This window comes from Arthrobacter sp. ZGTC131, from assembly GCF_002929275.1.
GTDB lineage: Bacteria > Actinomycetota > Actinomycetes > Actinomycetales > Micrococcaceae > Arthrobacter.
Genome location: NZ_PJIK01000014.1, coordinates 48,811 through 71,555 on the forward strand (window position 1 = coordinate 48,811; position 22,745 = coordinate 71,555).

At 65.7% G+C, this 22,745-nt stretch carries 21 protein-coding genes and 1 pseudogene; 19 read left to right on the forward strand and 3 right to left on the reverse strand.

What is annotated here, in order from left to right; genetic code table 11:
• The first annotated feature begins 1 nt into the window (after position 1).
• The 13 genes and pseudogenes from CXQ90_RS16615 (at position 2) to CXQ90_RS16675 (ending at position 13,512) form a co-directional block, all read left to right on the forward strand.
• Complete coding sequence (locus CXQ90_RS16615) at positions 2–712, forward strand: hypothetical protein (RefSeq protein WP_258064564.1); 711 nt, start codon at positions 2–4, stop codon at positions 710–712.
• A gap of 223 nt (positions 713–935) precedes the next feature.
• On the forward strand, positions 936–2,105 hold the full coding sequence (gene sucC / locus CXQ90_RS16620) for an ADP-forming succinate--CoA ligase subunit beta (protein ID WP_104140480.1): 1,170 nt from the start codon (positions 936–938) through the stop codon (positions 2,103–2,105).
• 12 nt (positions 2,106–2,117) lie between these two features.
• Positions 2,118–3,020 (forward strand): succinate--CoA ligase subunit alpha, encoded by a 903-nt coding sequence (sucD, locus tag CXQ90_RS16625; protein WP_104140481.1) that lies wholly within the window; start codon positions 2,118–2,120, stop codon positions 3,018–3,020.
• 208 nt (positions 3,021–3,228) lie between these two features.
• Entirely contained in the window at positions 3,229–3,600 is a 372-nt protein-coding gene (locus CXQ90_RS16630; RefSeq protein ID WP_104140482.1) for a helix-turn-helix transcriptional regulator, read from the forward strand.
• Entirely contained in the window at positions 3,597–4,070 is a 474-nt protein-coding gene (locus CXQ90_RS16635; protein WP_104140483.1) for an SRPBCC family protein, read from the forward strand. The genes CXQ90_RS16630 and CXQ90_RS16635 overlap by 4 nt, the downstream gene beginning before the upstream one ends.
• Positions 4,071–4,278: 208 nt before the next feature.
• Positions 4,279–4,683, forward strand: a complete 405-nt coding sequence (locus CXQ90_RS16640; RefSeq protein ID WP_104140484.1) for a tautomerase family protein — start codon at positions 4,279–4,281, stop codon at positions 4,681–4,683.
• Positions 4,684–4,903: 220 nt separating this feature from the next.
• Positions 4,904–5,917: a 5-dehydro-2-deoxygluconokinase gene (gene iolC, locus CXQ90_RS16645; RefSeq protein ID WP_104140485.1), complete on the forward strand. Its 1,014-nt coding sequence runs from the start codon at positions 4,904–4,906 to the stop codon at positions 5,915–5,917.
• A complete protein-coding gene (locus CXQ90_RS16650; protein WP_104140486.1) occupies positions 5,914–6,849 on the forward strand; it encodes a deoxyribose-phosphate aldolase in 936 nt (311 codons plus the stop codon). Before iolC ends, CXQ90_RS16650 begins: the two co-directional genes overlap by 4 nt.
• A 39-nt stretch (positions 6,850–6,888) precedes the next feature.
• Positions 6,889–8,817 carry a 3D-(3,5/4)-trihydroxycyclohexane-1,2-dione acylhydrolase (decyclizing) gene (gene iolD / locus CXQ90_RS16655; protein ID WP_104140487.1) on the forward strand — a complete coding sequence of 643 codons (1,929 nt, stop codon included), beginning with the start codon at positions 6,889–6,891 and terminating at the stop codon, positions 8,815–8,817.
• Between the two features lie 47 nt (positions 8,818–8,864).
• Positions 8,865–10,382: pseudogene (locus tag CXQ90_RS16660) on the forward strand (CoA-acylating methylmalonate-semialdehyde dehydrogenase); the annotation flags it as partial.
• A gap of 200 nt (positions 10,383–10,582) precedes the next feature.
• Entirely contained in the window at positions 10,583–11,500 is a 918-nt protein-coding gene (locus tag CXQ90_RS16665) for a sugar phosphate isomerase/epimerase (protein ID WP_104140488.1), read from the forward strand.
• A 36-nt stretch (positions 11,501–11,536) separates the two neighbouring features.
• Positions 11,537–12,550, forward strand: coding sequence for a Gfo/Idh/MocA family protein (locus tag CXQ90_RS16670; protein WP_104140489.1), 1,014 nt, complete (start codon positions 11,537–11,539; stop codon positions 12,548–12,550).
• Between the two features lie 86 nt (positions 12,551–12,636).
• Entirely contained in the window at positions 12,637–13,512 is an 876-nt protein-coding gene (locus tag CXQ90_RS16675) for a sugar phosphate isomerase/epimerase family protein (protein ID WP_104140490.1), read from the forward strand.
• A 209-nt stretch (positions 13,513–13,721) separates the two neighbouring features.
• Here the strand turns inward: CXQ90_RS16675 and CXQ90_RS16680 are convergent, their stop codons facing one another.
• A complete protein-coding gene (locus CXQ90_RS16680; protein WP_104140491.1) occupies positions 13,722–14,171 on the reverse strand; it encodes a MarR family winged helix-turn-helix transcriptional regulator in 450 nt (149 codons plus the stop codon).
• 160 nt (positions 14,172–14,331) lie between these two features.
• Here CXQ90_RS16680 and CXQ90_RS16685 point away from each other — a divergent pair, with 160 nt between their 5' ends.
• Both CXQ90_RS16685 and CXQ90_RS16690 read left to right on the forward strand, forming a co-directional pair.
• Positions 14,332–15,636, forward strand: a complete 1,305-nt coding sequence (locus CXQ90_RS16685; RefSeq protein ID WP_258064565.1) for an MFS transporter — start codon at positions 14,332–14,334, stop codon at positions 15,634–15,636.
• 32 nt (positions 15,637–15,668) lie between these two features.
• Positions 15,669–16,529 (forward strand): aldo/keto reductase, encoded by an 861-nt coding sequence (locus CXQ90_RS16690; RefSeq protein WP_104140492.1) that lies wholly within the window; start codon positions 15,669–15,671, stop codon positions 16,527–16,529.
• Between the two features lie 8 nt (positions 16,530–16,537).
• Here CXQ90_RS16690 and iolB read toward each other — a convergent pair whose 3' ends face one another.
• Positions 16,538–17,440: a 5-deoxy-glucuronate isomerase gene (gene iolB / locus CXQ90_RS16695; protein ID WP_104140541.1), complete on the reverse strand. Its 903-nt coding sequence runs from the start codon at positions 17,438–17,440 to the stop codon at positions 16,538–16,540.
• A gap of 110 nt (positions 17,441–17,550) precedes the next feature.
• The gene (locus CXQ90_RS16700; protein ID WP_104140493.1) at positions 17,551–18,291 is read right to left on the reverse strand and encodes a GntR family transcriptional regulator; all 741 of its coding nucleotides are present in this window, start codon (positions 18,289–18,291) and stop codon (positions 17,551–17,553) included.
• A gap of 323 nt (positions 18,292–18,614) precedes the next feature.
• On the opposite strand from CXQ90_RS16700, the gene CXQ90_RS16705 reads away from it, so the two are divergent.
• From CXQ90_RS16705 to CXQ90_RS16720, 4 genes are all read left to right on the forward strand, one after another.
• Positions 18,615–19,610, forward strand: a complete 996-nt coding sequence (locus CXQ90_RS16705) for a substrate-binding domain-containing protein (RefSeq protein ID WP_219816701.1) — start codon at positions 18,615–18,617, stop codon at positions 19,608–19,610.
• 53 nt (positions 19,611–19,663) lie between these two features.
• Positions 19,664–20,719, forward strand: a complete 1,056-nt coding sequence (locus tag CXQ90_RS16710) for an ABC transporter permease (protein ID WP_104140494.1) — start codon at positions 19,664–19,666, stop codon at positions 20,717–20,719.
• Positions 20,720–20,723: 4 nt separating this feature from the next.
• Positions 20,724–21,644 carry an ATP-binding cassette domain-containing protein gene (locus tag CXQ90_RS16715; protein ID WP_104140495.1) on the forward strand — a complete coding sequence of 307 codons (921 nt, stop codon included), beginning with the start codon at positions 20,724–20,726 and terminating at the stop codon, positions 21,642–21,644.
• 61 nt (positions 21,645–21,705) lie between these two features.
• Positions 21,706–22,740, forward strand: coding sequence for a Gfo/Idh/MocA family oxidoreductase (locus CXQ90_RS16720; RefSeq protein WP_104140496.1), 1,035 nt, complete (start codon positions 21,706–21,708; stop codon positions 22,738–22,740).
• The last annotated feature ends 5 nt before the right edge of the window (positions 22,741–22,745 follow it).

The following is a 22,745-nucleotide window of genomic DNA, read 5'->3' on the forward strand; positions in this document are numbered from 1 at the left end:
CGTGGCGGTTCGATGGGCGGTTCGTTGGGCGGCCGCGGTGGTGGCGGTCGCCGTGCTGGCGGTCACCGGCTGCACCGTCAGGGTGCCGGATCCCACGTACACCACCCCGCCGCCGCTGCCGGCCCTTGAGCAGCTGAAGCAGGCCCCGCTGTCCGATGCCCGTGTATTTTCCGCGGGGGAGGACGTCCTGGCCTTTGTCACGGCGGACCGGAACGTGGTCTGCTCGCTGACCTCAGCGCGCGGGCCCCACGTCAATCTGCCGTACGAGCAGAACAACTTCGGTGACGCCGCCAACCGGAAACTGGCCACGGTTCCCGCAGCGCACTGCGAGCTGGCGGTCTACCCCGCGCCCCAAACCGCGGACATCAAGGACGACTGCTCGGGGACCGGCCTGGGCTATCTGGGCGGAACCGCCCTGCTCACGCCTGACCGGGCGGGCTACGGCGAGTGCCGGTCCGGCGTCACACAAATGGAAGCCGAATACGGACCCCAGGGGTCACACACCGGTCCCATCTCGCGGCTGCCCGTCCTTCCCGAGGGCGGAAACCTGGAACGCAACGGCCTGAGGTGCTCCGCCTACGACGCCGGGGTGGCCTGCGGGAACGTCTCCGGAGGCACCGCGTTCTTCGTCAGCCGGGATCATTACGAGCTCATCTCCGGCGGGGGCAAGAAGCCCTCCACCGCGCCCTCCAAGGCCCCAAAATCCCCGTAATCATGCGGTTTTTCTACGTTCCATAGAATAGTGTCCTTACTCACATAACAGGTAGTCTGGAACGGGCATCTCCCCATAAAGGACTAGAGTTCCCAAAGGAGCATTGCGCCGCGCGGCTCGTTTCCGGACCTGCCGCAGGGCGCGTTTATTCCGCAGCCCGGTCCACTTCTGTGGTGTTTTCCGGCTGTACAGAAACTACTTCGACGTAGAAGGACACTAAACCGTGGACCTGTTTGAATATCAGGCGCGCGATATGTTCGAGGCGCACGGTGTACCCGTGCTTGCTGGCATCGTGGCGCATACCCCTGAAGAAGCAAAGGCAGCTGCCGAGAAGATCGGCGGCGTAACTGTCGTCAAGGCACAGGTTAAGGTCGGTGGCCGCGGAAAGGCCGGCGGCGTTAAGGTCGCCAAGACCGCCGACGAGGCGCTGGAGCACTCCACCAACATCCTGGGCATGGACATCAAGGGCCACACCGTTAACAAGGTGATGATTGCCCAGGGTGCAGATATTGCCGAGGAATACTACTTCTCCGTCCTGCTGGACCGGGCCAACCGCAACTACCTGGCCATGTGCTCGGTTGAGGGCGGCATGGAAATCGAACAGCTCGCCGTCGAACGCCCCGAGGCGCTTGCGAAGATTGCCATCGACCCCGCCGTGGGCATCGACCAGGCCAAGGCCGACGAAATCGTCGCCGAAGCCGGATTCCCTGAGGAGCTGCGCGGCAAAGTCGCCGCCGTCATCCTCAAGCTCTGGGACGTCTTCAAGAAGGAAGACGCAACCCTCGTTGAGGTCAACCCGCTCGTGAAGACCGGCGCCGGCGACATCGTTGCCCTCGACGGCAAGGTGACCCTGGACGAAAACGCTGACTTCCGTCACGCCAAGCACGCGCTCCTGGAGGACAAGGACGCTGCCGACCCGCTCGAGGCCAAGGCCAAGGCGCAGGACCTCAACTACGTCAAGCTCGACGGCGAAGTTGGCATCATCGGCAACGGTGCAGGCTTGGTTATGTCCACCCTGGACGTCGTCGCCTACGCCGGCGAGAAGCACGGCAACGTCAAGCCCGCCAACTTCCTGGACATCGGCGGTGGAGCTTCCGCCGAGGTCATGGCTGCAGGCCTCGACGTTATCCTGGGCGACGAGCAGGTCAAGGCCGTGTTCGTGAACGTCTTCGGCGGCATCACCGCCTGTGACGCCGTGGCCAAGGGCATTGTGGGAGCACTGGCCGAACTGGGCCACTCCGCCAACAAACCGCTGGTTGTCCGCCTCGACGGCAACAACGTTGAAGAAGGCCGCCGCATCCTGGCCGAGGCCAACCACCCGCTGGTTACCGTGGCCGCCACCATGGACGAGGGCGCCGACAAAGCCGCCGAGCTCGCCAACGCAGCGAAGTAAAGGGACCGACACATGTCTATTTATCTGAACAAGGACTCCAAGGTCATCGTCCAGGGCATCACCGGCGGCGAAGGCACCAAGCACACCGCCCTCATGCTCAAGGCCGGCACCAACGTTGTCGGCGGCGTCAACGCCCGCAAGGCCGGCACCACGGTCCTGCACGGCGAGAACGAAATCACCGTCTTCGGCACCGTCAAGGAAGCCATGGCAGAGACCGGCGCCGACGTCTCCATCGTCTTCGTGCCGCCGGCCTTCACCAAGAACGCCGTCGTTGAGGCCATCGAGGCAGGCATCGGCCTGGTCGTCGTCATCACCGAAGGCGTCCCGGTCCAGGATTCCGCCGAATTCTGGGCGCTGGCCCAGTCCAAGGTGGATGCTGACGGCAACCAGGTCACCCGCATCATCGGACCGAACTGCCCCGGCATCATCACCCCGGGCGAGGCCCTCGTAGGCATCACCCCGGCCAACATCACGGGCAAGGGCCCGATCGGACTGGTCTCCAAGTCCGGCACCCTGACCTACCAGATGATGTACGAACTGCGCGACCTTGGCTTCTCCACCGCCATCGGCATCGGCGGCGACCCCGTCATCGGCACCACGCACATCGACGCCCTGGCTGCGTTCGAGGCCGACCCGGAAACCAAGGCGATCGTGATGATCGGCGAAATCGGCGGCGACGCCGAAGAGCGGGCTGCCGACTTCATCAAGGCCAACGTCACCAAGCCGGTTGTCGGCTACGTGGCAGGCTTCACCGCGCCGGAAGGCAAGACCATGGGCCACGCCGGTGCCATCGTCTCCGGTTCCGCCGGTACCGCACAGGCCAAGAAGGAAGCCCTTGAGGCTGCAGGCGTGAAGGTCGGCAAGACGCCGTCCGAGACCGCCAAGCTGCTGCGCGAAGTTTACGCAGCCCTCTAAGCTCCCTTAAAGCAACGCGGGGTCGCTCCTCGTCTTTTCCACCTGGTGGATCGGGCAGAGAGCGGCCCCGCGTTCCTTTGTTTAACCCCTTGCGCAGAATCCGGCACGGGCCTATTGTGGTTAACAACCAATTGGTTGATCAACGTGCCGGTTGATTGAGGGCCGTTGATGACAGCACCAGCAGTACTAAGGTAACGAATCCGGGGCAATGACTGTGGATACCGGCAGTGACGACGACCTTCTGAACGCGGCCTTCCTGGCGCTTTCCGATCCGATCCGGCGCCGCCTCATCTCCCGGCTCAGCCGGGGGCCCGCCACCGTCAATGAACTGGCTGAACCCTTCGCGATCTCCAAGCAGGCGGTCTCGAAGCACATCCAGGTCCTCGAGCAGGCGCAACTGGTCACGCGCAGCCGCGATGCCCAGCGCCGGCCCGTCCACCTGAATCCCGCACGGCTCGAAGCGCTCACCGCGTGGATCGACCAGTACCGGCTGGTCCGCGAGGCGCAGTACCGCAGCCTTGATGCCGTGCTCCACTCCAACGCCGCCCACGGCGGCAGCAGTCAAAAGGACCGACAATGAGCAACGCGCTTAAACTCACCGTCCCTGACGGCGTCCCGTTCATCGATTGGGAGCGGGAGTTCGATTTCCCGGTGGCGGACGTTTTCCGCGCCCATAGGGAACCGGAGCTGATCTCCCAGTGGCTGGGCCCGCGGGACACGAACATCGATATCGACCACTACGACTTCCGCTCCGGCGGCACCTACCTCTACAACCACACCGGTTCGGACGGCGTGACCTATGCGTTCAGCGGCATCTTCCACACCGTCCGCGAGAACGACTTTGCCATCCAGACCTTCGAGTTCAGCGGCTACCCGGACATCGTCAGCATCGAATTCATGAACTTTGAGGACCTGGGCGGCGGCCGCTCCAAGATCAGGGGGCATTCCGTCTATCCCAGCATGGAAGCCCGCGACGGCATGGCCCAGTCCGGCATGGAGGGCGGCATGAGCGACGGCTACGAACGGCTCGAAGAGCTGCTCACCAAGTGACCCCGGCTCGCCGGCGATAGCTCCAAGGGCGGTATTTCCAAAGGCAATAACTTTAAAAGTACGACGGCGGGCGGTCACCTTCTCAGCGAAGGGGCCGCCCGCCGTCGTGCGCCGTTGAGAACGGCTCCATCAGACGGGCCCGCCGGCCCTGTACGCCGCATCTGTAGTTTGATAGTATGTCAGGACAAACTATTAAAGGACTGCAGCTATGCCACTGGTTCGAATTGACGTCAATGCAGGCCGCCGCTCGGAAGAGCTGGGCGATCTGAGCCGGGGCATTCACGATGCCATCCTGGCCGAATACGGCATTCCCGAACGAGACTACTTCCACATCCTGACGGAGCACCCCGCCGGCCAGATCGTCGCCCAGGATGCAGGCCTCGGCTTTGACCGCACGGCCGACGTGGTCATGATCCAGATTTTTACCCAGGGCGGACGCAGCCAGGAAGCCAAGCAATCACTTTTCGCTGCCGTGGCGGACCGGCTTGGACAACTCGGCATCGCTGGCGAGAACGTCTTCATCGGCTATGTGGAAAATACGGCCGGCGACTGGTCGTTCGGGTTTGGCCGGGCGCAGTACGTCACGGGCGAACTTGCGGTGCCCAGAAAGTAGTCCGCGGGCGGGCCTGTTCCCGCCGAAAATGGTCCCGTTTTTAACCGGCCTCCCCTCAAAATGCAAGTTGTAAATATGTCAGTACAAACCTTTGACAGGACATGAATTCTAGGGCAAAGTAGTGGTTGTGGTCCCGCTCACGGGGGCCGCGAGGCAACGTAGCCCTGGCCGTTCGGCTGCTTAGAGGTACAGAGTTCAAACAGAAAGGTCCACGATCACCGTGACCCACGAACTGCTTACGATCGGGCGCATCAGCGTTGATATCTACCCGAACGACATTGGGGTGGACCTGGAGGACGTGTCGTCCTTCGGCAAGTACCTCGGTGGCTCCCCGTCCAATGTTGCTGTGGCAGCTGCCCGCCACGGCCGCCGCACGGCTGTCATCACCCGCACCGGCGCTGACGCCTTCGGAAACTACCTGCACCGCGAACTGCGCAAGTTCAACGTGGACGACTCATTTGTCACGCCGGTGGCGGAATACCCCACCGCCGTAACCTTCTGTGCGATCAAGCCGCCCCACGATTTCCCGCTGTATTTCTACGGCCGCTTCCCCACCGCGCCGGACCTGCAGATCAGGGCCGACGAGCTGGACCTCGCAGCTATCAAAGGTGCCGGGATCTTCTGGTCAACCGTGACCGGCCTGTGCCAGGAGCCCAGCCGCGAGGCACACATCAAGGCCCACGAGGCACGGCCCCGCGCCGAGCTCCGCGAGGGCCAGTACACCATCCTTGATCTCGATTACCGCCCCATGTTCTGGGCCTCCGAGGAGGAAGCCCGTGCCGAGGTCGCCAAGGTCCTGCCGCACGTCACGGTAGCCATCGGCAACGACCAGGAGTGCGCCGTCGCCGTCGGGCAAGGCACCCCGGACGAGCAGGCGGACCGGCTACTGGCCGCCGGCGTGGAAATCGCCGTCGTCAAGCTTGGCCCGGAAGGCGTGATGGCCAAGACCCGCACCGAGCGCGTGGTCTCCGCCCCGGTACCCGTGGAAACCGTCAACGGCCTCGGAGCAGGGGACTCCTTCGGCGGGGCCTTCTGCCACGGACTGCTGTCCGGCTGGCCGCTCGCCCAGGTGCTCGACTACGCCAACGCCGCCGGCGCGCTCGTCGCCTCCCGCCTGTCCTGCGCCGATGCCATGCCGACGCCGGACGAGGTCACCTCGCTGCTGGCCGAACGCGGACGCCTGGTCCCCGGCCAGGATGCCAGCCAACTCGCCCCCGAAGGAGCGGCCCTGTGAGCCTCAACCCCGGTACCGCCACCCTCGCGGTGGATGACGACCCCCGCCGTTACGCGCATCTGAGCACCATCCGCCTGGAAGATCCGGACGCAATTGCCCGGGCAGCGAAGGCACGCCGCCGCCACCCCGGCCCCAAATCCGGCAGGCAGAACTTCATCGTCGCCGCCGACCACCCGGCCCGCGGCGCCCTCGCCGTCGGCAGTGATCCGGTGGCCATGGCAGACCGCCGCCAGCTCCTGGACCGGCTGCGGATCGCCCTGGCCAATCCGGACGTGGACGGCGTGCTGGCCTCGCCGGACATCATGGATGACCTGCTGCTGCTCGGCGCGCTGGACGGCAAGCTGCTGTTCGGCTCGATGAACCGCGGCGGACTCACCGGACTGGTGAACGAATTCGATGACCGGTTTACCGGCCACACGGCCGCAGCCCTGGAAGCGCTGGGCGCCGATGGCGGCAAGATGCTGACCCGGATCTGCCTGGGCGATCCGGACACCGTGTCCATGCTGGAGGCGACGGCCAAGGCCATCGATTCCCTTGCAGAGCGCAAGCTGATCGCCATGGTGGAGCCGTTCCTGTCGGTCCGCGAGAACGGAAAGGTCCGCAACGACCTCTCCACCGACGCCGTGATCAAGTCCATCGCCATCGCCGAAGGCCTCGGCTCCACGAGCGCCTACACCTGGATGAAGCTGCCCGTCGTGGCAGAGATGGAACGGGTCATGGCCGCCACCACCATGCCCACAGTGCTGTTGGGCGGGGACCCCGAGGGAACGCAGGACGAAGTCTTCGCCACCTGGGAAGCCGCCCTCGCGCTTCCCGGCGTGCAGGGACTCACCGTCGGACGGACCCTGCTGTACCCGCAGGACGGCGATGTTGCCGGCGCAGTCGCCGCGGCCGCCTCCCTCCTCAAGCACACCACAGAAGTATCGGAGTAACCTCCCATGGGAATGAGAACTGCAACAGGCACCCGCCGAATGACCGTGGCCCAGGCCGTGGTGGAGTACCTCTCCAAGCAGTACACCGTTGACCGCATCGGCAGCGAAGACTACCGGGAACGCCTGATCCCGGGCACGTTCGGGATCTTCGGCCACGGCAACGTGGCCGGCGTGGGCCAGGCACTGAAGCAGTACCAGCAGCAGGATCCGGCGATCATGCCCTACTACCAGGGCCGCAACGAACAGGCACAGGCGCACCAGGCCGTGGGCTATGCCCGCCACACCCGCCGCCGCCAGACGTTCGCCATCAGCACGTCGATCGGGCCGGGATCCTCGAACCTGCTGACCGGCGCGGCACTGGCCACCACCAACCGGCTGCCGGTGCTGCTGCTGCCGAGTGACACCTTTGCCACCCGCGCCGCCGACCCTGTCCTGCAGCAGCTCGAGCAGCCCTACGCGTACGACATCACGGTCAACGACGCCTTCCGTCCGTTGTCCAAGTTCTTTGACCGGGTCTCCCGGCCCGAGCAGCTGTTCTCCGCGTTCCACCATGGCCTGCGGGTCCTGACGGATCCGGCCGAGACCGGTGCGGTGACCATCTCGCTGCCGCAGGACGTCCAGGCCGAGGCGTTCGACGTGCCCGAGGAATTCCTGGCAGAACGCGAGTGGCGGATCCGCCGCCCCGACGCCGACGATGAGGACATCCGCCGCGCCGCCGAAGCCATCCGCGCCGCGAAGCGCCCGCTCATCATCGCAGGCGGCGGCGTCCTCTACGCCTACGCCAACGATGAACTCGCCAGGTTCGTGGAACTGACTGGCATCCCGGTCGGCAACACCCAGGCCGGCGTCGGCGTCCTTCCCTGGGACTCCAAGTTCTCCCTCGGCGCGATCGGCTCCACGGGCACGACGGCGGCCAACGCCATCGCCGCGGAGGCGGACCTGATCATCGGGATCGGCACCCGCTATGAGGACTTCACCACCGCCTCGCGGACCGCGTTCCAGAACCCGGACGTGAAGTTCATCAACATCAACGTCGCCGCCATCGACGCCTACAAGCACGGCACCACCCTGCCGATCGTGGCCGATGCGCGCAAGGCCCTTCTCAAGCTGAACCAGGCCCTGGGCGGCTACCGCGTGGGCGCGGACCTGGAACAGCAGGTCGCGGCGGAAAAGCAGCGCTGGGACGCCACGGTGGACGAGGCGTTCGACACCCGGTTCACCCCGCTTCCGGCCCAGAACGAGATCATCGGCGCCACCAGCCGGGCCATGGATGCGGCGGACGTCGTCATCTGTGCCGCGGGCTCGCTTCCGGGCGACCTGCACAAGATGTGGCGCGTCCGGGACCCGTTCGGCTACCACGTCGAATACGCCTACTCCTGCATGGGCTACGAAATCCCCGGCGGTCTGGGCGTCAAGCGCGCGGCCCTGGCGGAAGCGGCAGCGGGCGGCGACCAGCGCGACGTCGTCGTGATGGTCGGGGACGGCTCCTACCTGATGATGCACACGGAACTGGTCACCGCCGTCGCCGAACGCATCAAGCTGATCGTGGTCCTGATCCAGAACCACGGCTACGCGTCTATCGGCTCGCTCTCCGAATCGTTGGGATCGCAGCGCTTCGGCACGCAGTACCGGGCCCTGAACGAGGAACAGCACAGCTTCGACGCGGGCGAAACCCTTCCGGTGGACCTGGCCCTGAACGCCGAGTCCCTCGGCGTGAAGGTCATCCGGATCGAACCGGGGGAGAAGGTTATCGCCGAACTCGAGCAGGCCATCCGCGACGCCAAGGCAGCCCCGGAACGCGGCGGCCCCATCCTGATCCACGTCGAATCCGACCCGCTGCTGGACGCCCCGAGCTCCGAATCCTGGTGGGACGTTCCCGTCTCCCAGGTCTCCGACCTCGACTCCACGCAGCAGGCCTTCAAAACGTACAGCGACCACAAGAGCCGCCAGCGCAAGCTGCTGGGCTGACCCCCTCGCGAACAAATCACCCTTCGACCACTCAAGGAAGAGTCCCCATGACTGCCATTACCGGCCAGAGCACCACTACCACCATCAACCACTTCATCAACGGCGCCGAGACCGCCGGCGAAGGCACCCGCACCCAGCCTGTCTACAACCCCGCCACGGGCGCCGTGAGCGGCGAACTCCGGCTGGCCAACCGTGCCGACCTGGACACCACCGTCGCCGCGGCCCGCACCGCTGCGGACTCCTGGGGCGACATCTCCCTGGCCAGGCGCACCGCGGTGCTGTTTAAGTTCCGCGAACTCGTCGCCGCCCACATTGACGAGCTCGCCGAGCTCATCACCGCCGAGCACGGCAAGGTCCTCTCCGACGCCAAGGGCGAGATCGGCCGCGGCCTGGAGGTCATCGAGTTCGCCTGCGGCATCCCGTCCCTGCTCAAGGGCGACTACTCGGACCAGGTCTCCACCGGCATCGACGTCTTCTCCTTCCGGGAGCCGCTCGGCGTCGTCGCCGGCATCACCCCGTTCAACTTCCCCGTCATGGTGCCGCTGTGGATGGCACCGATGGCCATCGCCACCGGCAACGCCTTTATCCTCAAGCCCTCCGAGCGCGATCCTTCCGCCTCGATGCTGCTGGCGAAGCTCTGGAAGCAGGCCGGCCTGCCCGACGGCGTCTTCCAGGTCCTGCACGGCGACAAGGAAACCGTGGACGGGCTCCTGACCCACCCGGACGTGGACGGCATCTCCTTCGTGGGTTCCACCCCGATCGCCCAGTACGTCCACGAAACCGCCACCAAGCACGGCAAACGCGTCCAGGCCCTGGGCGGGGCGAAGAACCACGCCATCATCATGCCCGACGCCGACCTCGACAACGCCGCCGACCACCTCGCCGCCGCGGCCTTCGGCTCCGCCGGGGAACGCTGCATGGCCATCTCCGTCGCCGTCGCCGTGGGCGACGCCGCAGAGCTGCTGGTCAAAAAGGTCGAGGAGCGTGCCTTGGCCGTGAAGGTCGACAACGGGACCGCGCCCGGCGCAGAAATGGGCCCGGTCATCACCCCGGCGTCCAAGGACCGGATCGTGAAGATCGTCACCGAAGCCGAAACCGCCGGCGCCGCCATGGTGGTGGACGGCCGCGACCTCGTGGTCTCCGGCCACGAGGAAGGCTTCTGGGTCGGCCCCACCGTCCTGGACCACGTCAAGACCGAAATGACCGCCTACACGGAGGAAATCTTCGGCCCCGTCCTCGTCGTGGTCCGCGTCGACAGCTTGGAAGACGGCATCGCCCTGATCAACTCCAACCCGTACGGCAACGGCACCGCCATCTTCACCTCCTCCGGCGCGAACGCCCGCAAATTCCAGCGCTCCGTAACCGTGGGCATGATCGGCATCAACGTGCCCCTTCCCGTCCCCGTTGCCTACCACTCCTTCGGCGGCTGGAAGGCCTCACTGTTCGGTGACAAGCACATCTACGGCCCCGAAGGCGTCTCCTTCTACACTCGCGGCAAAGTAGTCACCTCCCGCTGGCCCGAACCCACCCACGCCTCCGGCGCCTCCTACAACTTCCCCTCCCACGCCGACGACAGCCACCACGTGCGCCACGACGGCATTGCGGAAGGACTTCCCGACGAGCTGCACGGCGGCGAGGACGCCGTTCCCGGACGGGCTGACGATGACAGCGAAGGACGGGCGCGCCGGGACTGACGCCCCTTCCACCGATGCCGGATCATGCCACCCCGGCCCGCCCACCCCGACAACAGAAAGACAACGCTGTCATGACAGACAAAGAGAACAAGCTCATCATTGGCACCGCGCCGGACTCCTGGGGCGTCTGGTTCGCGGATGACCCCCAGCAGACCCCGTGGGAGCGCTTCCTCGACGAAGTAGCCGAATCCGGCTACAAGTGGATCGAACTGGGCCCCTACGGCTACCTTCCTAACGACCCCACCCGGCTGGCCGAAGAACTCAAGCAGCGCGACCTGAAGGTCACCGCGGGAACGGTGTTCACCGCGTTCCACCGCGGCCTGGACCAGTGGGAAAAGGCCTGGGAGCCGGCCCGCAAGGTCGCGGAGCTCACGGCGGCCATGGGCGGCGAGCACATCGTGGTCATCCCGGCCATGTGGCGCGATGACGTCACCGGCGAAGCGGTGGAAAGCGGGGAGCTCACCGAAAAGGCCTGGGGCGACCTGTTCGCCGGCCACAACCGCCTGGGCAAGACGCTGCTGGAGGACTTCGGCCTGAAGCAGCAGTTCCACTCGCACGCCGATTCCCACGTTGGGGCGCAGGCGGACATCGAAACCCTTTTGGGGGCCACGGACCCGAAGTACCTGAACCTGTGCCTGGACACCGGTCATGCCGAATACTGCGGCGCCTCCAGCCTGGAGCTGATCAAGAACTACCCGGACCGCATCGGCTACCTGCACCTGAAGCAGATCAACCCGGACATCCTGAAGAAGGTCAACGAGGAAAACATGACCTGGGCCGCGGCTAACCTCGCCGGCGTCATGACCGAGCCGCCGAACGGGCTGCCCGACCTCCGCGCCGTGATCGAAGCCGTGGAGGCCCTGAACCGCCCCATCTTCGGCATCGTGGAACAGGACATGTACCCGGTGGCCTTCGACGTTCCCATGCCGATCGCCAAGCGCACCCGCAACTACCTTTTGTCCTGCGGCTCCCGCACGGTCGTCAACTAACCGCCGCCCAGGCACCTGAAACGTAAGGAAAAAACAATGACTGAAACCCTTCGCGTCGCTGTCATCGGCGCCGGCCGCATGGGCGCGGACCACATCCAGCGGCTCAACACGCGCATCCACGGCGCAGAAGTGGCCGCCGTCGTGGACGTCGACCTCGCCCGTGCGCAGGCCGCCATCGAGGGCATCCCCGGCGCGGTGGCCCTGGCCGATGCCGAGGAGGCCCTCAACAACGGTGACGTCAACGCCGTCCTGATCGCCACGCCCGGCTTCCTGCACGAGGACATCCTGCTCAGGGCAATCGCGAAGGACATCCCCATCCTCTGCGAAAAGCCGCTCACGCCCGACGCCGAATCAGCTTGGAAGATCGTCCAGGCCGAGGAGAAACTGGGCCGCAAGCGCATCCAGGTGGGATTCATGCGCCGCTTCGATGCCGAGTACGCCGCCCTCGGCTCCATCATCCGCGACGGCGACCTCGGCGAGCTGCTGATGCTGCACCACCAGCATCGCAATCCCACCACCCCCGCGGGCTTCACCAACGAGATGCTGATCAACGACTCGGTGGTGCACGAGTTCGACGCCATCCGCTTCTTCACCGGCGAGGAAATCACCAGCGTCCAGGTCCGCCTGGGCAAGGCCACGAGGAACGCACCGGCCGGCCAGCACGATCCGCAGCACGTCCTCATCGAGACCGAGTCCGGAGTCCTGGCCGACGTCGAAATCTACGTCAACGCCAAGTTCGGCTACGAAGTGGCCACCCAGGCCTCCTTCGAAGACGGCATCGTGAACATCGGCGGCGACCAAGGTCCCTACACCCGCAGCGCCGGCCGCTGGGGCGGCAACGTGACCCCCGGCTTCGAAGAGCGCTTCGGTGCGGCGTACGACGTCGAAATCCAGGCCTGGGTGGACGCTGCGGTCCGCGGCGAAATCGGCGGCCCCAGCGCCTGGGACGGCTACGCCACCGCCGCGTGCTGCGAGGCCGGCGTTGAGGCGCAGAAGAACGGCGAAAAGGTCGCCGTGAAGCTGAATTCCAAGCCAGCCCTCTACAGCTGAGAACAGGGGAAGGGCCGGCACTGGCCGGTCCCTTCCCCTCGTTCCGGTCCTTTGCACAAACTGACTGATCCACAATGGAGTGCCCCGTGAAAATTGCCCTCGATCCCACGCCGTTCCACCACAGCCACAGCCTGCTGGAATTCCCCAAGGTAGTGGCGGACCTCGGCTACAAGTACATGCAGATGACCCCGCACCCGGACTTCATCCCGTTCTTCAACCACCCCAAGGCTGACGACGAACTCGTGGGTCAGCTGAAGAAGTCCTGCCGGGACGCCGGGATCGAAATTGCTTCCGTCCTGCCGGTGCTGCGCTGGTCCGGGCCGGACGAGGACGCCCGCGAGGCCGCCGTCCGCTACTGGAAGCGCGCCATCCAAATCACGGTTGACCTGGGCGTGGGCACCATGAACACGGAATTCAGCGGCCGCCCCGAGAAGGCAGAAGAATCCGAGCGCGCCTTCTACCGCTCCATGGAGGAACTGCTGCCGATCATCGAGCGCGAAGGCATCGACCTCCTCATCGATCCGCACCCGGACGATTTCGTGGAAGAAGGCCTTGCCGCGATCCGGGTGATCCGCGGCCTGAACTCCAAGAACGTGGGCCTCGTCTACGTTGCGTCCCACAGCTTCCACATGCAGAACGCGCCGCTGGACATCATGCGCGCGGCGGGGGACAAGCTGCGCCTGGTCCATGTCGCCGACACCATGGATCACCACGCCTCGCACGGGCTGCGCTACATCACCAACCCGCCCGGCAACCCGGTCCGGGTGCACCAGCACCTGAAAATTGGCGACGGCGACGTCAACTGGGACGAGTTCTTCGGCGGCCTGAAGGAAATCGACTTCCTGGACCGCGACGACACCGTGATGGTGTCCAGCGTCTTCGCCGAAGACGACAACGCCCAGGACGTGTCGCGGTATCAGCTGGAGACCATGAAGCAGTACGTCCAGAAGGTCAGCGTATGAGGCAACCGGAAGACACTCTCGTAGGCTCAGCCTGGGTGAAGCGCGTGGTGCCGGAAACCCGGGGCAAGAGCCTCGAGGACTTGAAGCACTACTTCAACCAGCTCGCCGCGAAATAAGTCCGCCCGCAACAAAGCCCCGCCCCGCATCAGATGCGGGGCAGGGCTTTTGTTCGTCCGTTTTTGTGTGTCCAGGCTGCTACCTCACAGCGGTCAGAGCCGGGCGTGCAGCCGGGGGAGGGCGTCCACCAGGGGGGCCAGCTCGGGGACGTCCTGTGCCTCGGCCAGGGTCCGCTCCAGCGTTGCGTCGTGGACCGGGCGCGCCTCCTCCAACAGCTTGATCCCGCTGTCCGTGAGTTCGGTGTAAATGCCGCGGCGGTCGTCGGCACACAGGATGCGCGTCAGCAGCCCGCGGTCCTCCAGCCGGTTCACCAGGCGCGTGGTGGCACTCGCGCTCAGCGCGGTGGCCCGTGCCAGCTGCTGCATGCGCATATGCCAGCCGTCCTGCCGGCTGAGCGCGTCCAGCACGGTGTACTCCACGACGGACAGCTGCGCCTGGCCCTGCAGCGAGCGTTCGAGTTCCGCTTCGATCAGTCCGTGCAGCGCCGCCAGGGTCCGCCAGCCCTGCGCGCGCACTTCCACGGCGTCGTCCTTGATGCCCATCGTTTTTCCTCCTTCAGCATGCCCGTCACTGGAAGCGGGGCAGCCCAAATAAATAGTTGCTTGCGCGGGGTATCTGCTTGTGCAACAATAAATAACGCGTCTGCAACTACTAGCGTACGCGCCCCACTCCCTTCCGTACAGTATCCAAAGGAGCACTTGCATGCCTATTGGCCTGATTGCCCTCGCCCTCGGCGGGTTCGGCATCGGACTCACCGAGTTCGTCATCATGGGCCTGCTGCCCGAAGTGGCCGCGGACTTCCGGGTCAGCGAGGCCTCGGCAGGCTGGCTGATCTCCGGCTACGCGCTCGCCGTCGTGGTCGGAGCACTGGGGCTGACCGCCGCGGTGACCCGCTTCGAGCGGAAACCCGTGCTGGCCGTCCTGCTCGTCCTGTTCATCGCCGGCAACCTCATCTCCGCAGTGGCCCCCGACTACTGGACCATGATGATCGGCCGCATTGTGGCCGCTCTGGCCCACGGAGCGTTCTTCGGAATTGGCGCGGTTGTTGCCGCCGGTATGGTGGCGCCCACCAAGAAAGCCGGAGCCATCGCCATCATGTTCACCGGCCTGACCGCCGCCAACGTGCTGGGCGTTCCCTTCGGCACCATGCTGGGCCAGGCGGCCGGCTGGCGCTCAACCTTTTGGGCCATCAGCGGCATCGGCGTCCTGGCCCTCGCCGGCATCCTGGCCCTCGTGCCAAAGGCCGGCCATGGAGATACCGCCCCGGGCGGGCTGCGGAGCGAACTGCGCGCGTTCCGCTCAGGGCAGGTCTGGCTGTCCATCCTGGTGACCATCCTTGGCTACGGCGGCATGTTCGGTGCCTTCACGTACATCGCCTTCACCCTCACCGAGGTCTCCGGATTCTCCGCCTCCACCGTCCCCTGGCTGCTGATCGTGTTCGGCGTAGGCTTGTTCATCGGCAACACGCTCGGGGGCAAGGCCGCCGACCGGAACGTTGACCGCACGCTTCTCGTCGTCCTGTCGGTCCTCGTGCTGGTTCTCGTGGCCTTCGCACTGACGGCCGGCAACCAGACACTGACCATTGCTTCCATGGTGCTCATGGGCGGCTTCGGCTTCGCCACCGTGCCAGGCCTGCAGATGCGGGTCATGAAATACGCCGACGGCGCCCCCACCCTCGCGTCCGGCGCCAACATCGGCGCGTTCAACGTGGGCAACGCCCTGGGCGCCTGGCTGGGCGGCGTGACCATCACCGCCGGGCTGGGCTACACGTCGCCCATCTGGGCCGGCGCCGGCATCACCTTGCTGGGCCTGGCCGTCATGGCCTTCGCCGCGGCCAAGGCACCCAACGCTCTCGCAGATTCTGTCGGGTCGGATGCCAACGCTCTCGCGGATTCTGTCGGATCGGACGCCGACGCTCTCGCAGATTCTGTCGGATCGGACGCCGACGCTCTGGCGGATTCTGTCGGGTCGGGCGCCAACGCTCCTGCACTGCCCGCCGTCCGCTGATCCAGCCAACCCCATCAACAGGAGGAACCACGATGAACACCAGCCATGCCACCACCCCGATCCCCACCACCACGATCCCTACCGTCACGCTCAACAACGGCGTCCGCATGCCGCAGCTCGGCTTCGGCGTCTTCCAGGTGTCCGACGACGACACCACCGCCGCGGTCAGCGCGGCTCTTGCCGCCGGTTACCGGAGCATCGATACGGCCGCCATCTACGGGAACGAAGCCGGAACCGGCCGTGCCCTGGCAGAGTCCGGGATAGCCCGCGAGGAACTGTTCGTCACGTCCAAGGTGTGGGTAGCCGACTTAGGCTACGACGCCACCCTCGCCGCCTACGAATCGAGCCTGGAAAAGCTGGGCCTCGATTACCTGGACCTCTACCTCATCCACTGGCCAGCCCCGGCCACGGACGGCTACCTCGAGTCATGGCGTGCCTTGGAAAAGCTGCTTCAGGACGGCCGTGTGAGGGCGATCGGCGTTTCCAACTTCCTGCCGGAGCACCTGGAGAAAGTGATCGGCCTGGGCGGAACCGTCCCGGCGGTCAACCAAGTGGAGCTGCATCCGGCGCTCCAGCAGCGCGACGTCGCCGGGTCCAACGCGGCCCATGGCGTCGCCACCGAGGCGTGGAGCCCGCTGGCGCAGGGTGCCGTGCTGGGGGAGCAGGCCGTCACCGCCATCGCTGCGGACCACGGTGTCACGCCCGCCCAGGTGATCCTCCGCTGGCACCTGCAGCAGGGCCGCATCATCATTCCGAAGTCGGTCACGCCGTCGCGGATCCGCGAGAACCTGGACGTGTTCGGCTTCGAGCTGGCCGACACGGAGCTGGCCGCGATCGATGCCCTCGAGCGCGACGGCCGGACCGGCCCGCACCCGGCCGAGTTCAACGGCTAAGCCGGACCCTAGCCACGGAACGGCAGCCGGGGATCCACGTCCTGGCCCTCCCAGCTCTGGCGGACCCACCCGTGGTGCGGATCGTCGCTGATAAGCCAGTCGCGGACGCGGCCGGGTCCGGCCATGACATTGAGGTAGTACATGTCGTAGCCGGGCGCGGCCATCGCCGGACCGTGCCAGCCGTAGGGGACCAGGACCACGTCGCCGGTGCGGACCTCGGCGGCGACATCGATGGGGCGCTCGTCCGAGGCATAGACCCGCTGGTAGCCGATGGCATCCGCGGCTTCCCCGGGGCCGGCAATGCCGGGAACGCTGGCCACCCGCGTCTCGAAGTAGTAGATCTCCTCGAGGCGCGTCTCGCCCTCCTTCTCCTCATCGTGTTTGTGTGGAGGGTAGGAGGACCAGTTCCCGGCGGGGGTGATTACCTCGCACACAATGAAGCGGTCCGCCTCCAGCGCCGCGGGGGTGCCGAAGTTGTGGACCTGGCGCGAACAGTTCCCGGCGCCGCGCAGCTCCACCGGGGTCTCCGCCGCCGTGATCAGGCGGGTGGGGTACTGGACCTTGGCGAGCGCAGTGGCGACGGCGACCCGGCCGCCGTCGGACGAACTGACTGTGACTGCCTTCTCCGTTCCGGAATACAGCACGTCGGTGGGGCCGCTGAAGACGCCGGTGCGGCCGGCCAGCTGGTACTTCTCACCGTCCACGCTCACCGTGAAGGCTCCGCTGAGCGGAATCACGATCCGTTCCTCGCCTGCAGCGGGGAGTTCGACGGCGGCACCCGGCGCCAGTGTTGCCACCTTCAGCCCCGTATGGGCCCAGCCGTCCACGCGGAGTGTGGAGTCGGCTGTGCCCAGCGAAACGTCCCAGCAGCCTTCGGCTGCGCTGCCCAGCGGATATACCCAGTCGGCCATGAATGTGTCCTCTTTCGGATCGAGTCGGGTGGCGCGCCGGGCGTCGAGGTGCCCGGCGACGGACGTGTCCGGCGCTGGCTCTGCCGAGCGCCGCATGTACCTAGCGCTGGTTAGCGCTGTACAAGGGTCATTTCAAAGCTGTACGAGTCGGCGCGGTAGACATGGTGGCCCGTCTCCACGTTCCTGCCCGTGTCGTCCACGGCGGTGCGCTCCATGGTGACGAGCGCAGAGCCGGGCTCGGTTTCCAGGAGCGGGGCCTGGTATTCGTTGGCCACCATCGCTCCGATCCGCTGCGTGGCCAGCCGGAAGTTGACCCCGCCGCTCCGCAGGATCCCGTAGAGCCCCTGTGAACCGAGCAGCTCCTCGTCGATACGCGTGATGTCATCGCGGACCCAGTTCTCCATGAGGGCCAGCGGCTTGCCGCCCACCTTGCGCAGACGGGTGAAGTGGTAAACCTTTGCGCCAGCCGGGAGGTGCAGCGCTTGCCGTGTGGCGTCGTCGGCGTCGATGTGCGCGAACGTCAGGACCTCGGTGGTGGGCTTGCTGCCGTTGTTGGTGAGGTCGTCGTAGAGGCTGGACAGTTCCAGGGGGCGGCGGACCTGGCTCGAAACCACCTGGGTGCCCACGCCGCGCTTGCGGACCAGCAGCCCGGAGCGGACCAGCTCATCCATGGCCTTGCGCATGGTGGGCCGGGAAAGGTTCAGCTGGGCGGCGAGGTCGATTTCGTTCTCCAGCCGGCTGCCCGGCTCCAGGAGCCCGGTGTGGATGGCAGCCTCGATGCCCTGGACCACCTGGTGGTACAGGGGCACCGGCGATGACCTGTCGATGCTTAGGTGAAGTTGGTTCGCCATTGAGTGCTCCCTTAGTGCTGCGGGCTGTCCTGCGTCCAGGAATCGGTATGTCCGGTGCATGTTCGCTTGATAGGACATACTGCCTTTCTGATAATAGCAGTGACCCTCGGGCGGTCAAGCGTGACATCGGGCTTTCTTATCGGCGCCTGATGGAGTGATAAGGCGGGCTCCGCTCAGGGTCCTTCGTCTGATGCTAGTAAAAACATCCTAATGTCAGGACAAACTATTGACATCTGTGGTCTGAATCACCATGATCGGTTGTAGCAGGCTTGCTGACCCCGCATCTGGCGGCGGTCCCAGCCCCAAATCAAAGGAGATTTATCGTGACTAAGTTTTCGTGGCGGAAGACGGCCCTGATGGCCGCTGTTGTGCCGATGCTGGCACTCAGCGCGTGCTCCAGCACCGGTGGAAAACCGGCTGATGCAGGCAACGCCGGAGGCGGCGGCCAGGTGGTCAACACTCCCCGGATGAAAGTCGCGCTGATCACGCATGCTCCAGCGGGTGACACGTTCTGGGACACTGTCCGTAAGGGCGCCCAGGAAGCAGCCGACAAAGACAACGTGGAGCTGCTTTACACCAATGACCCGGAAGCGGGCCGCCAGTCCCAGCTGATCCAGCAGGCCATTGACCAGAAGGTGGACGGAATCGCCGTCACCCTGGCCACGCCGGATGCCTTGAAGGATTCGCTGAAGAAGGCTACTGCTGCCGGCATTCCTGTCGTCAGCCTCAATGCCGGTGAATCCGTTTCCACGCAGCTGGGCGCTTTCACCCACTTCGGGTCCAACGAGCAGCTTGCAGGCCAGGCCGTGGGGGAAAAGCTGGCCGCGCAGGGGGCCAAGCATCCGATCTGCGTGATCCAGGCGCAGGGACACGTGGGTCTGGAAGCCCGGTGCGCCGGTGTGAAGGCCAAGGTGCCCGGCACCGAGATTCTGTACGTGAACGGCGCTGACATGACGGCGGTCCAGTCGACAGCGACGGCAAAGCTGCAGGCCTCTAAGGATGCCGACGTCATCATCGGACTGGGCGCACCGATCACACTGACTCTTCTGAAGGCTGTATCGACCGCAGGCAGCTCGGCCAAGGTTGCCAGCTTCGACCTGAACCGTGAACTCGCGCAGAAGATAGTCGACGGCAGCGTGATGTTCACCGTGGACCAGCAGCCGTGGCTGCAGGGTTACAGTGCCATCGACGCGCTGTGGCAAAGCAAGCGCGGCGGTTTCAAGATCGGTGGCGGCCAGGCTGTCCTGACCGGCCCGGCCATCATCGATGAGTCCAACGCCGCGGATGTCCTCAAATTCGCCGAGCAGGGTATCCGCTAACAGCCGCTAGCCGGGCCCGGCCAGCGCCGGGCCCGGAAGCAAGGAGAATCATCATGACCATGACCCCAACAATGACAAAACCAGCTGTGGCAGATGAGCGCGTTGCAAAACGCAACCCTCTGCAGAAGCTGCTCGGACGCCCGGAAGTTGGCGCTCTCGTCGGCGCGATCGTCCTCTTCGTTTTCTTCGCCTCGGTGTCGCAGACGTTCATCCAGCCGAATGCTTTCGCCACAGTGCTGTACGGCAGTTCCACCATCGGCATCATGGCGGTGGGCGTGTCCCTGCTGATGATCGGCGGCGAGTTCGACCTTTCCACCGGCGTCGCAGTCATCAGTTCCGCCCTCACCGCATCGATGTTCAGCTGGTACTTCAGCATGAACGTCTGGGTCGGCGTGATCCTGGCCCTCGTGGTCTCGGTCGGCATCGGATACATCAATGGCTGGATCCTGATGAAGACCAAACTGCCCAGCTTCATCGTCACGCTCGCAACGTTCCTGATGCTGACCGGCCTGAACCTGGGCCTGACGCGCATGATCGGCGGCGGTGTGTCCTCCCCGTCGATTTCCGACATGGACGGCTACGCTTCGGCGCGGGCGATCTTCTCCTCGTCCGTGAGCATCGCCGGCGTCGACGTAAACAACACCGTCTTCATCTGGATCGCCCTGGTTGCCGTGGCGTCCTGGGTGCTGCTGCGGACGAAAGTGGGCAACTGGATCTTTGCCGTCGGCGGCGACGCGAACGCTGCCCGCGCAGTGGGCGTCCCGGTCAAGGCAACGAAGATCGGCCTCTTCATGGCGGTCGGGTTCTGTGGCTGGATCCTCGGTATGCACAACCTCTTCGCCTTCGACGCAGTACAGTCCGGCGAGGGCGTCGGCAACGAATTCCTCTACATCATCGCCGCGGTCATCGGCGGCTGCCTCCTCACGGGCGGTTACGGTTCGGCCGTGGGCGGCGCGATCGGCGCCTTCATCTTCGGCATGGCCAACAAGGGCATCGTGTACGCGGAGTGGAACCCGGACTGGTTCAAGTTCTTCCTGGGCCTGATGCTGCTCCTGGCCACCATCGTGAACCTGATCGTCAAGCGTCGCGCAGACTCAAGTAAGGGCTAACACCATGAACGCCAAACAGATTGACCAGCAGCAGCTCCTTAAGGATGAAAAGGATCCGCTGACCCACACCCCGGTGCATCTCCTCTCGCTGGAGAACGTCGGCAAGCACTATGGCAACATCGTGGCCCTCACCGACGTCACCATGGCCGTGGACAACGGCCGCGTCACCTGCGTCCTCGGTGACAACGGCGCCGGCAAGTCCACCCTGATCAAGATCATCGCCGGCCTTCACCAGCACGACGAAGGCGTCCTGCACATCATGGGCGAAGAGCGGAAGTTCACCTCGCCCCGCGACGCCCTCGATGTGGGCATCGCAACGGTCTACCAGGACCTCGCCGTCGTCCCGCTCATGCCGATCTGGCGCAACTTCTTCCTCGGCTCGGAACTGACCAGCGGCTTCGGCCCGTTCAAGAGCCTGGATGTCCAGCAGATGAAGGACATCACCAAGAAGGAACTCGCCGACATGGGCATCGACCTCCGCGACGTGGAGCAGCCCATCGGCCAGCTCTCCGGCGGTGAGCGCCAGTGCGTGGCGATCGCGCGCGCTGTCTATTTCGGGGCCAAGGTCCTGATCCTGGACGAGCCGACGGCGGCCCTCGGCGTCAAGCAGTCCGGCGTGGTTCTGCGCTACATCCTGCAGGCCCGCGACCGCGGCCTGGGCGTCATCTTCATCACCCACAACCCCCACCACGCCTTCCCCGTGGGCGACCGGTTCCTGCTGCTCAAGCGCGGCAAGTCGATCGGCTACTACGACAAGAAGGACATCACCCTCGACGAGCTCACCGCCCAGATGGCCGGCGGCGCCGAACTGGCCGAACTCGCCCACGAGCTCGAACAGCTCGGCGGCCACGGCGACATCGTCAAGGAAGTCCAGGCCGAAGTCGCCGGAACGGCAAGCGCCGGGACTCCGACCCAGCGCGCCTGAACCTGAGCCCGTACCTCCGGCCGTCTCCCCGACCGCATTCCTCTAACCGCTAAGGAACCGTATGAAGGACATAACCCTCGGACTGGTTGGCGTGGGCCGCATCGGGGTGATGCACGCCCGCAACATCGCCTCGCTGAACGGCGTGCTCCACCCGCAGGGGATCAACGTGCGGCTCAGGCTGACGGATGTCGCCGCGGATCACGCCCGCACCGTGGCCAAAGGCGTGGGCGCGGAGTTCCTGCCGACCGTGGGGGAGCTGATCGGATCCGGGATCGATGGCCTGGTCATCGCCACCGGCACCGGCACGCATCCGGACCTGATCAGGGCGGGCGTGGATGCCGGCATTCCGGTGTTCTGCGAGAAGCCGGTGGCCATGAACGTGGCGGATTCGCTTCCGGTCCTGGACTACATCAGGGCCAACGGCGGCACCGTCCAGATCGGCCACCAGCGGCGGTTCGATGCCGGCTACCTCGAGGCAAAGCGCGCCTTTGAGGCAGGCGAGCTCGGCTGGATCCACTCGCTGCGCGCCGTCACCTGTGACATGACCCCGCCACCCGTGGAGTTCCTGGCGACCTCCGGAGGGCTGTTCCGAGACTGCTCGGTGCACGACTTCGACATCCTGCGCTGGCTGACCGGCCGCGAAATCGTCGAGGTCTACGCCAAGGGCTCCAACAACGGCGACCCCGCCATCGGTGCGGCGGGGGACGTGGACACCGCGCTGGCGTTCGTGACGTTCGACGACGGCACGCTCGGTTCCGTGGGCGCCTCGCGCTACAACGGGGCCGGGCACGACGTCCGGCTGGAAATCCAGGGCTCAGCCGGCTCCCTCATGGTGGGCCTCGACGAGAAGTCCGCGGTGACGTCCGCCGAGGCCGGCGTCGCGTTCCCGTCAGGAGAGTCCCACAAGACATTCGCGGAGCGTTTCGGTCAGGCCTACCGCTCCGAGATGGCGGCCTTCGTGGAGCTCGTGCTGGGCAGGCGGCAAAACCCCTGCACCCCGGAGGACGCCGTGGCGGCCTCCCGCGTGGCGGACGCCGCGCAGGAGTCGCTCGAAACGGGGCTTCCGGTGCGCCTGGCTGCCGCGGCCACACTCTAGGCGCA

What these genes read in the sequence shown, in the direction of transcription:
- CXQ90_RS16715 (WP_104140495.1), top strand. Translation starts at nt 20,724, where the DNA reads ATGAACGCCAAACAGATTGACCAGCAGCAGCTCCTTAAGGATGAAAAG.
- CXQ90_RS16630 (WP_104140482.1), top strand. Translation starts at nt 3,229, where the DNA reads ATGACTGTGGATACCGGCAGTGACGACGACCTTCTGAACGCGGCCTTC.
- CXQ90_RS16685 (WP_258064565.1), top strand. Translation starts at nt 14,332, where the DNA reads ATGCCTATTGGCCTGATTGCCCTCGCCCTCGGCGGGTTCGGCATCGGA.
- CXQ90_RS16635 (WP_104140483.1), top strand. Translation starts at nt 3,597, where the DNA reads ATGAGCAACGCGCTTAAACTCACCGTCCCTGACGGCGTCCCGTTCATC.
- CXQ90_RS16640 (WP_104140484.1), top strand. Translation starts at nt 4,279, where the DNA reads ATGCCACTGGTTCGAATTGACGTCAATGCAGGCCGCCGCTCGGAAGAG.
- iolD (WP_104140487.1), top strand. Translation starts at nt 6,889, where the DNA reads ATGACCGTGGCCCAGGCCGTGGTGGAGTACCTCTCCAAGCAGTACACC.
- CXQ90_RS16700 (WP_104140493.1), bottom strand. Translation starts at nt 18,291, where the DNA reads ATGGCGAACCAACTTCACCTAAGCATCGACAGGTCATCGCCGGTGCCC.
- CXQ90_RS16665 (WP_104140488.1), top strand. Translation starts at nt 10,583, where the DNA reads ATGACAGACAAAGAGAACAAGCTCATCATTGGCACCGCGCCGGACTCC.
- CXQ90_RS16690 (WP_104140492.1), top strand. Translation starts at nt 15,669, where the DNA reads ATGAACACCAGCCATGCCACCACCCCGATCCCCACCACCACGATCCCT.
- CXQ90_RS16670 (WP_104140489.1), top strand. Translation starts at nt 11,537, where the DNA reads ATGACTGAAACCCTTCGCGTCGCTGTCATCGGCGCCGGCCGCATGGGC.
- sucD (WP_104140481.1), top strand. Translation starts at nt 2,118, where the DNA reads ATGTCTATTTATCTGAACAAGGACTCCAAGGTCATCGTCCAGGGCATC.
- iolB (WP_104140541.1), bottom strand. Translation starts at nt 17,440, where the DNA reads ATGGCCGACTGGGTATATCCGCTGGGCAGCGCAGCCGAAGGCTGCTGG.
- CXQ90_RS16720 (WP_104140496.1), top strand. Translation starts at nt 21,706, where the DNA reads ATGAAGGACATAACCCTCGGACTGGTTGGCGTGGGCCGCATCGGGGTG.
- CXQ90_RS16710 (WP_104140494.1), top strand. Translation starts at nt 19,664, where the DNA reads ATGACCATGACCCCAACAATGACAAAACCAGCTGTGGCAGATGAGCGC.
- CXQ90_RS16680 (WP_104140491.1), bottom strand. Translation starts at nt 14,171, where the DNA reads ATGGGCATCAAGGACGACGCCGTGGAAGTGCGCGCGCAGGGCTGGCGG.